Genomic DNA, 8365 nt, shown 5'->3' on the forward strand with positions numbered 1-8365 from the left:
AGTTACGAAGATGCTATGAAGATTCTAGAAAAAGCAAAAAAACTCAATAGCTCAGCCTTCTTGGTAGTAAGTAAATAACAATTTTTTGTGATTGTTATTAATTCATTCTAATAACAACATATCGGTTTGATAGTAAGTTTTTAACAGCTTTTTATTATGGTAAAATTAACAGGATTCCTTTTACTTTGGTTAACCTTGTTGAATAGAATAGGAAAGTATATTTAAAATACCTTTGTAGATTTGAAATGCCATCTAAAAACCAAAATAGTAACATAATAGCATCTGTTGATGTAGGTAGTTATAAAACTGCTTGTGTGATAGCTGAGGTAATATCTAAAGACGATGTGAGAATTCTTGGAGCTGGACAAGTTTTGTCTGAAGGTGTGAAAAGAGGTACTATAGTAAATATTCAGGAAGCATCCAACAGCATAATGAAAGCAGTTGAAGATGCTGAAATAATGGCAGGAATACAAATAGATAGTTTGTATGTAGGTTTATCTGGAATATATTGTGAGGGAATTAATACTAAATCAGTAGTTGCCGTAAATAATAGAGATAGGGAAATAACGGAAGTTGAGGTAAAAAGGGCAATAAATTCTGCTACGGAAAGAGTAGTACCAATGAACAAAGAAGTAATACATGTTATACCACAGCAATATTCTGTTGATAATCAAGATGGTATTAAAAACCCATTAGGTATGAATGGTACAAGACTTGAGGTATCTTTAAGGATAATAAATGCAAATGTAACACAATTACAAAATCTTATAAAAGCAGTCTCAAAAACAAATCTCGGTATAAATGACTTTATACTAGGGTCTATAGCTGAAAGTGAGATTATACTAACTGAAGAAGAGAAAGATCTAGGTGTTGTTCTGATTGACATTGGTGGTGGCACAACAGAAGTTGTAGGCTACTACAATGGAAATGTTTGGTTCAATGGTTCAATACCTTTAGGTGGTATTGATATAACTAGTGATATATCGACTATTTTTAAAACTACTCTTCAGCAAAGTGAGAAGATAAAAAAACTCTATGGACACTCATCTCCCCTACAAGTCGATGAAAACGAAACAATAGAAGTTCAAATGATAAACAAGCGGATTAAAACAATAAAGAGAATAGATTTAGCAAAGGTTGTAGAAGCAAGGGTGGAAGAGATATTCTCTGAAATCAAAAAACTCTTAGAAAATAGTGGAATGTATGATATTGCTACTGCTGGAGTTGTTCTAACAGGTGGAAGTTCTCTTATACCTGGTATTGAAGAAACTGCAGAGAATGTTTTTGATCTTCCTTGCAGAGTTGGATATATTGAAAACATAGGTGGTGTAGCGGATGCTGTTAAAAATCCAACATTTTCAAAGGCAGTTGGTCTTATATATTACCCTCTCTTGAAGGGAAATGTTATACTCCAAAACTCAAATCAAAACAGAGTTGATTTCCTTAAGAAGATCAAAGATTTTATAAACAACTTTTTCTTTGGCGAATAGGACATTAAAATCACTCAGGATTATAGTTCTTTAAGAATTGATAGGCTTCATTTATTATCCAATCTGGTGTCGACGTTCCTGCTGCTATACCAACTTTTTTCTTTCCTTTTAAAATTGAAGTATCTAGTTGACTTATATTCTCAATGTGTATAGCTTCTGTATACCTTGCACACAAATCTCTTAACTTTTTAGTATTTGAGCTATTGTATCCTCCAAGAACTACCATTAGATCGCATTCTTTTGAAAGTTCTTCAACTGATTTCTGTCTATTGTATACAGGGGGACATATCGTCATAAAAACTCTAACTTCGCCAAATTCGGTAACTAGTTCGCTAACAATACTCTTGAATTTTTGATAGTTCATAGTTGTTTGAGGGAAGACTGCAATCTTCTTAACTCTCGGTATATTGTTTATTTCTTCTTTTGAATATACTACTGTAGCATTATCCTTAACGTTCAGATAGTATCCTCTAGTTTCAGGATGTGATGATTCACCAATTATAACTATATGATATCCTTCCTTCACCATCTTTTTTGTAAGATAATGTACTCTCAATACATAAGGACAACTTGCATCTATAATCTCAACCAAATTGGGATTATTTTTTAGTTTCTCTCTTTCAGAATCAGATATTCCGTGTGCTCTTATAACCACTAAACCTCGTTCATTATAGCTTGAAATATCTTCGTTAAATTCTACATTTTTTCCATCGTATTTCTTTAAGAAATCTTTATTATGTATCAAATCACCTGTAACGTAAACCTTCTCTTTTTGAGTATTAAGTACTTCATCTAATTTATCAACAGCCTTTCTAACACCAAAACAGAATCCTACATCCTTTGCAATTTCAACTTCCATATACCCTACTCCTAAAGGAGTATTTTAATATAACTAATACTCTCCTTCTTTTCAAGAAATAATTATAACTTTTATATCTCACCTGATGAAATTTAAAGATAAAAGTATTATCCAATGTCAAGAATGGTTGATGTTGAAAATTAAAAGATTATACGTTAAATTTTACGCATGAACAAAAAAAAGATAATTTCATTGATAGTTATTCTAGTGGTTATTGCAGGGTTTGGCATAGGTGTGGCTTCAATGGTTTTTTCTCAAAGCAATAGAGATAATTTCGCTAACACAATTAAGGACATAAAGAACAACCCCTTCATGGGACATGGTAAGAAGAGATAATCTACAAGCTCTCTATGTACTTTAATACAAGAGATAAATCGTAATTAGCTCCCATACATATTGTTTTACCTTTTATCTTAGTAAAAGCAATATTATAGCTACCATAACTAAAAAGCTTTGACAGCTCAAGATCGATAACTTCCATGTTATTTATGTTTTTGTTCATCATATCTGATGTTATCTTTATATTTTCCAGGATGTCCATAGGAAATCCAATTGATAGAATAGGTTTCAAGTTGTTGTTAAATAGTATTATGAAGTTCAATCCAAAAAGTTCTTTCGTATAGTAAAGAAGCATAAACATTTTATTATCATCCAAAACTTCTTGCTTTGATAATTTTTGTATTTCACTAAGTGCAAATGAATTTCTAAAACCATAGAAATTTTTAATATCAATTCCCTTAAATTGGACCAACCTAAGAGCAACAGATAAAACATCAATACACTTCTTCAGTACCATATCTGCATCATCATCAAGTTTAATTTCACCTCTGCATTTTGCTACTAAGAAAGTACTCATTTCTCCCGAAACTTTGATGTAAGTATTACCATTTTGTACTATGTAGTACCCTGTTCCAAAGAAAGTAGGTATCTCTTTTTCATCTATATCTCCGTATATGGAATCAAATTTATCTGATAAATACCCTATTCCTTCAACATCACCACCAACTCTTGAAACTACCGTATATAGTGATGATACTATACTTTCAACAGAAGAGAAATATTTTACATCTTCTGCAACCTTTACAAGCAAACTCAATAACCCGAACTTACTTGGAGATAGATTTCTCTCGTAATATTCTTTGATTATTCTAAGATCTTCAATAGTTATAGGTTTTATACTGAATAAATTGTTGTTACCACTTAAACTATCGAGTATTAGCTTTTCTCTGTAAGACTTAGCCTTTTCGAGAAGTCCCATTTTTATCCCCTATCCTACTTAATCTTAAGCTTATCAAATATACGCATGTACAGATCATAATACTCAGAGGAAGCAAACTCCTTTATTTTATCTTCTGGTAGATTTTCAAGAAGTTTATCAAGGTATTGTAAAACTTTTCTAATATCATCTTTCTCTTCTTCAGACAACGACTCAATAGATGATTCTATCTTTGATACTTTTTCTTCGTAAGAGGTTAAGGTTTCTCTTGAAATTTCTTTAGTTTCTAACGTTTGAGATTGTAGCTTTTCTATGTCTTCTATACTTCGCTCAATTTCTTTTGCTTCTTCGGTTATACCTACTTCTGACGTCCTTTCAAATCCTATTCCTAAAATCTCTTCTTTTGCTTCTTCTAATCCAACCTTTATTTCTTCAAATCCAACTTCATCAGGCATAACTGAAAATTCTTTACTTGTTTCACTAACATCTAAACTTATATCGTCTATCACTTCGAAAGTCTCTAACACTGATGGTTTTGAGATAGATTCTTCTATAAGCTTTTCAGATTCGATTGGCGTAGTAATTTCTTGAATTAACTCAGTAGATTCTAAAGAAATGTCCTCAAAAGATGATATTGATAGATCTCCTATTTCTTGAGTACCTGTATATTCTGTTGATTTATCGTATTTTTGATCAGAAGATATAGGTTCTGATACCTCCTCAAAATCGACTATTTGAATATCTTCTGTTTTCAATTCAATTTCACCAACATCTGTAGTATCAATACTACTTTTCTCAGGTTCCCTAGTTTCAGCACTAAGTACATCAAGATCAATTTCTTTAGTTGCCGTTATATCAACAGGGGTATCTACTATTCCAAGGTCTTCTGGAAATGTACTTTTCGTTTCTTGGTACATGGAGTTATCTAGCTCTTCTATCTGCAATTCATCATACTCAAGATCATTTAATTGTGACTCCTTAGATGTTAATTCCGTAGATACACCAACTTCTTCAGGAGATATTGATTCTAAACCTAGATCCGATGATATAGATTCATCAATATCTATGATTTCTTCAGATGGTTTATCTACTATCGGTACTACTTGTTCTTGTTCTACAATCCTATTGTAATCTTCAGTCGACATAACTATGATATCTGATTTATCGGAAGTTGCTTTTTGAGATACAATTTCACTTTCAAGTGATATTGATTCCGATGCATTCTTAAACGCTTCATCTGATATAGGTACTTCGTCAATTTTCTCAACTTTGGTAAAAATACCTTCCTGAACTTGATCAATTGAGGATATTTCATTTCCCTCAATATTTATACCAATATCTTCTATTTCCTCTTCTTTTATACTAGCACCTTCAAGTATATTATCTAGTTCTTCGTTTGATATTGAAATAGTATTTTCTTCTTCAAAACTACCAATTTCCGAATCACAAGTACTTTCAATAACTTCAGTATCTTCAATTTTTTCAAGAGTATTGCTTATGTCTATTGTCTGATCAATATTAATGCTTTTACCCTCTGTTTCTATTTCAGGCAGCGAGCTAATGTCAAGGCTAATATCATAGTTTTTATCAATATCAACATCTATTTGTTCTACCTCTATGATATCTTCCATACTATTGATATCCTCCATGTTCTTATCGTTCACCATAAAATCACCTCAATTCTATTTTGGCACCTCTGTTAGTAATTATTTTTAATAAGTTAGTAATTGTCAAGAAATTTTGATGTACTTTACCACCCATAATAGCAAATACTTCAAGCTCTGTGGTGTTTTTATCTACATATACGGTTTTTCTTGTACTATCATCAAAAACTTCAATTCTGATACTATTCATGAATAAATTATCGTCTTTGGAAATAGTTTTGTTGATTTTAGGCTTCTTTTCTTTAACCGGATCATAATAAGTAGCAATGGTATAGTCAATGTTGGTCAGAGATATTATAACTCCAAATATAATAAATAATATCACTGAAAAAACTAGGAATATTACTTCTTTAAACATACATTAACGATTTTAGGATAAGTTAAAGAAAATTTCAAATTCTTTCTTTAAGTTTCTAGAATTTGACAAAAAAGATAACCATTTTGTAAATTTTAATGGTTAGTGGAGGACATAAAGTGAAAATACAGAATAATAAACCATCCAACAATCTACAGCCAAACAATGATAGGTCTAGCTTATGGAGTATACTTATAATACTTGTAATTGGAGGGCTAATAATATACTTAGCATCTCCTATAGGTAATGTAAGATTTACTCCAGAAATAAGCTATACTGAATTTACAAAGATGGTGAAAAATAAGCAGGTTATTAAAGTAACCATAGAAAATGGTAGAATAATTTATGGTGAAGCCTTATCAAAAGATAAAGGCGGTGTTTTTTCGTTTAAGGTTCTACTTCCACATTTTGCAGATTCAAAGTTTTTAGATTTCCTTACAGAGAATGGAGTCGACGTTTACGGCAGGGATACAACTGGAATGTCGGACTTAATAAATATACTTCTTTTTGTAGGTATTTTAATAGGTGGTCTTTTGTTACTAAGTTGGTTTTTTGGGAGACAGGTTGGGAATAATCCTGACAACACAAGAATTTTCAATTTCACAAGAAGTAGAGCAAGGATTTATAAAGATCCTCCCAAAAAAGTTACCTTCAAAGATGTAGCAGGTATTGAAGAAGTTAAAGAAGAAGTAATGGAAATAGTCGATTTTCTTAAGGATCCAAAGAAGTACATAAAGATTGGTGCAAGAATACCCAAAGGTATATTATTTGTAGGACCTCCAGGAACCGGTAAGACATTACTAGCTAAGGCAATAGCTGGTGAAGCTGGGGTACCTTTTTTGAGCATGAGTGGTTCTGAATTTGTCGAAATGTTTGTTGGAGTCGGTGCAAGTAGAGTAAGAGATCTATTTGATCAAGCACGTAAGAATGCTCCTTGCATTGTGTTTATAGACGAAATAGATGCTGTTGGTAGATTTAGAGGTGCAGGACTTGGTGGAGGACATGATGAAAGAGAACAAACTCTAAATCAATTATTAGCTGAAATGGATGGATTTGACTCTCAAGAAGGAATAATAGTAATTGCTGCAACTAATAGACCAGATATTCTTGATCCTGCATTACTTAGGCCTGGTAGATTCGATAGACAGATCGTTGTTGACATACCCGATATAAAAGCAAGAGAAGAAATCCTCAAAGTACACATTAAGAAAATCCAAGTTGGTGATGATGTTGATATATCTGTAATAGCTAAAAGTACACCAGGTTTTACCGGTGCTGATCTTGAAAACTTGGTAAACGAAGCAGCACTCATCGCAGCAAGAGAAAATTCAGAGAAAGTTTGTATGAAACATTTTGAAAAGGCAAGGGATAAAGTACTAATGGGACCTGAAAAGAAGGTATACATTATAACTCCAGAAGAGAAAACAATAACCGCATTTCACGAAGCAGGACATGCAGTAGTCGCACATCTTTTACCTTACGCTGATCCTATATACAAAGTCTCAATTATACCAAGAGGTAGAGCATTAGGTGTTACTCAACAATTACCAATAAACGACAGAAAACTCTACAATAAAGAAATGTTATTGCAAATGATAATGGGCATACTAGGAGGTAGAGCTGCTGAAGAAATTACGTTTGGCCCTAAATTTATATCAAATGGAGCCCAAAATGATATAGAAAAAGCAACAAAAATAGCAAGAGCTATGGTTTGTGAATGGGGTATGAGTGATTTACTAGGTCCAATACAGTACGGAGAAAAAGAAGGCCCTGTGTTTTTGGGTAAAGATATAGTTGTGAAAAAAACTTATAGTGATAGAATAGCTGAAGTAATCGATAGCGAAATAAAATCAATAGTAAACAACTGCTATACAGAAACTATTAACTTACTAAAACAAAACATAGACAAACTAAAAGAACTAGCAAAAGAGTTACTACAAAAAGAAACACTTTCATCAGAAGACATTGAAAGAATATTGGGTAAGAAACCAGAAAAGAATGATGTATTTTCAAACGTATTAACCGAACTCAAACCAGTGGTTAACACAAACTAAATACACCTACTGTCTTCTAATAACCAACTAGATTATTTTACAAACCCAAATTTTAAGTAGGTTGTATTTTGAATATGGTTATTTAAAAACTGCCTTGTAAGTTTTCTTCGCAAAAGTAGTAAGATTACATCTAGTATTGAATTGACAACAATATTCCAAAATCTTGGAAGTTGGGGAATCTTGTTACACTTTTTTGACGGCTATTAGTTTTAAGCCTTTTAGCATAAGATCTTTATCGATGTTTTTGTTATTAAATTTTACAATTTCAAATATCTTATCTGAAAGCCCCCCTGTAAAGATTATTTGGAAGTTGGTATGTCCAATTTCCTTGAATATCTCTTCTATAACTCCTTCTATCCCTTTTGCTAAACCTATGATTATACCACTGCGTAAGCATTCTTCAGTTGTCTTACCTATAACTTTTTTAGGAGTGTCCAAGGATATTTTTGGTATTTTAGATGCCTTTTGAAATATAGCATAGAGAGAAGTTTGAATACCTGGCATTATAACTCCGCCTATATACTTACCATTGTGTACTACATCGATGGTAGTAGCAGTTCCTGTATCCACAACTATACAGTTATCACCGTATAGGACTTTACTCGCATAAGCATCTACAATCCTATCACTACCTATTTCTGACTTATTACTGTAATCTACTTCTATGTCAACATCAGCCACACTAATGAATTTAGGGTCTATACCTGTTAGATTTAGTATACCATAT

8 protein-coding genes are annotated in these 8365 nt (G+C 32.2%); 3 read left to right on the forward strand and 5 right to left on the reverse strand.

Features of this window, described 5'->3' with window-relative positions; translation table 11 throughout:
* Nucleotides 1-245: 245 nt before the first annotated feature.
* A complete protein-coding gene (ftsA, locus tag N2712_07635; GenBank protein MCX8029846.1) occupies nucleotides 246-1490 on the forward strand; it encodes a cell division protein FtsA in 1245 nt (414 codons plus the stop codon).
* Nucleotides 1491-1500: 10 nt separating this feature from the next.
* On the opposite strand, the gene ispH is transcribed toward ftsA, so the two are convergent.
* Entirely contained in the window at nucleotides 1501-2349 is an 849-nt protein-coding gene (ispH, locus tag N2712_07640) for a 4-hydroxy-3-methylbut-2-enyl diphosphate reductase (protein ID MCX8029847.1), read from the reverse strand.
* Between the two features lie 168 nt (nucleotides 2350-2517).
* Between ispH and N2712_07645 the strand changes: the two genes are divergently transcribed.
* Nucleotides 2518-2685 carry a hypothetical protein gene (locus tag N2712_07645; GenBank protein ID MCX8029848.1) on the forward strand — a complete coding sequence of 56 codons (168 nt, stop codon included), beginning with the start codon at nucleotides 2518-2520 and terminating at the stop codon, nucleotides 2683-2685.
* 1 nt (nucleotide 2686) lies between these two features.
* Here the strand turns inward: N2712_07645 and N2712_07650 are convergent, their stop codons facing one another.
* The 3 genes from N2712_07650 to N2712_07660 are packed head-to-tail and all read right to left on the reverse strand — an operon-like array spanning nucleotide 2687 to nucleotide 5587.
* Nucleotides 2687-3607 carry a hypothetical protein gene (locus tag N2712_07650; protein ID MCX8029849.1) on the reverse strand — a complete coding sequence of 307 codons (921 nt, stop codon included), beginning with the start codon at nucleotides 3605-3607 and terminating at the stop codon, nucleotides 2687-2689.
* A 14-nt stretch (nucleotides 3608-3621) separates the two neighbouring features.
* Entirely contained in the window at nucleotides 3622-5232 is a 1611-nt protein-coding gene (locus N2712_07655; protein MCX8029850.1) for a hypothetical protein, read from the reverse strand.
* A gap of 4 nt (nucleotides 5233-5236) precedes the next feature.
* Nucleotides 5237-5587, reverse strand: coding sequence for a hypothetical protein (locus N2712_07660; protein ID MCX8029851.1), 351 nt, complete (start codon nucleotides 5585-5587; stop codon nucleotides 5237-5239).
* A 116-nt stretch (nucleotides 5588-5703) separates the two neighbouring features.
* On the opposite strand from N2712_07660, the gene ftsH reads away from it, so the two are divergent.
* Entirely contained in the window at nucleotides 5704-7638 is a 1935-nt protein-coding gene (gene ftsH / locus N2712_07665; protein ID MCX8029852.1) for an ATP-dependent zinc metalloprotease FtsH, read from the forward strand.
* Between the two features lie 183 nt (nucleotides 7639-7821).
* Here ftsH and N2712_07670 read toward each other — a convergent pair.
* Nucleotides 7822-8365, reverse strand: a 544-nt coding sequence (locus tag N2712_07670; protein ID MCX8029853.1) for a type III pantothenate kinase, incomplete at its 5' end; no start/stop codon positions are given.

The sequence above is a fragment of the Brevinematales bacterium genome, from assembly GCA_026415355.1.
Classification (GTDB): domain Bacteria; phylum Spirochaetota; class Brevinematia; order DTOW01; family DTOW01; genus SKYB106.

Coding starts and splice junctions, on each gene's coding strand:
- N2712_07660 (MCX8029851.1), bottom strand. CDS start 5,587: ATGTTTAAAGAAGTAATATTCCTAGTTTTTTCAGTGATATTATTTATT.
- N2712_07650 (MCX8029849.1), bottom strand. CDS start 3,607: ATGGGACTTCTCGAAAAGGCTAAGTCTTACAGAGAAAAGCTAATACTC.
- ftsA (MCX8029846.1), top strand. CDS start 246: ATGCCATCTAAAAACCAAAATAGTAACATAATAGCATCTGTTGATGTA.
- N2712_07655 (MCX8029850.1), bottom strand. CDS start 5,232: ATGGTGAACGATAAGAACATGGAGGATATCAATAGTATGGAAGATATC.
- ispH (MCX8029847.1), bottom strand. CDS start 2,349: ATGGAAGTTGAAATTGCAAAGGATGTAGGATTCTGTTTTGGTGTTAGA.
- N2712_07645 (MCX8029848.1), top strand. CDS start 2,518: ATGAACAAAAAAAAGATAATTTCATTGATAGTTATTCTAGTGGTTATT.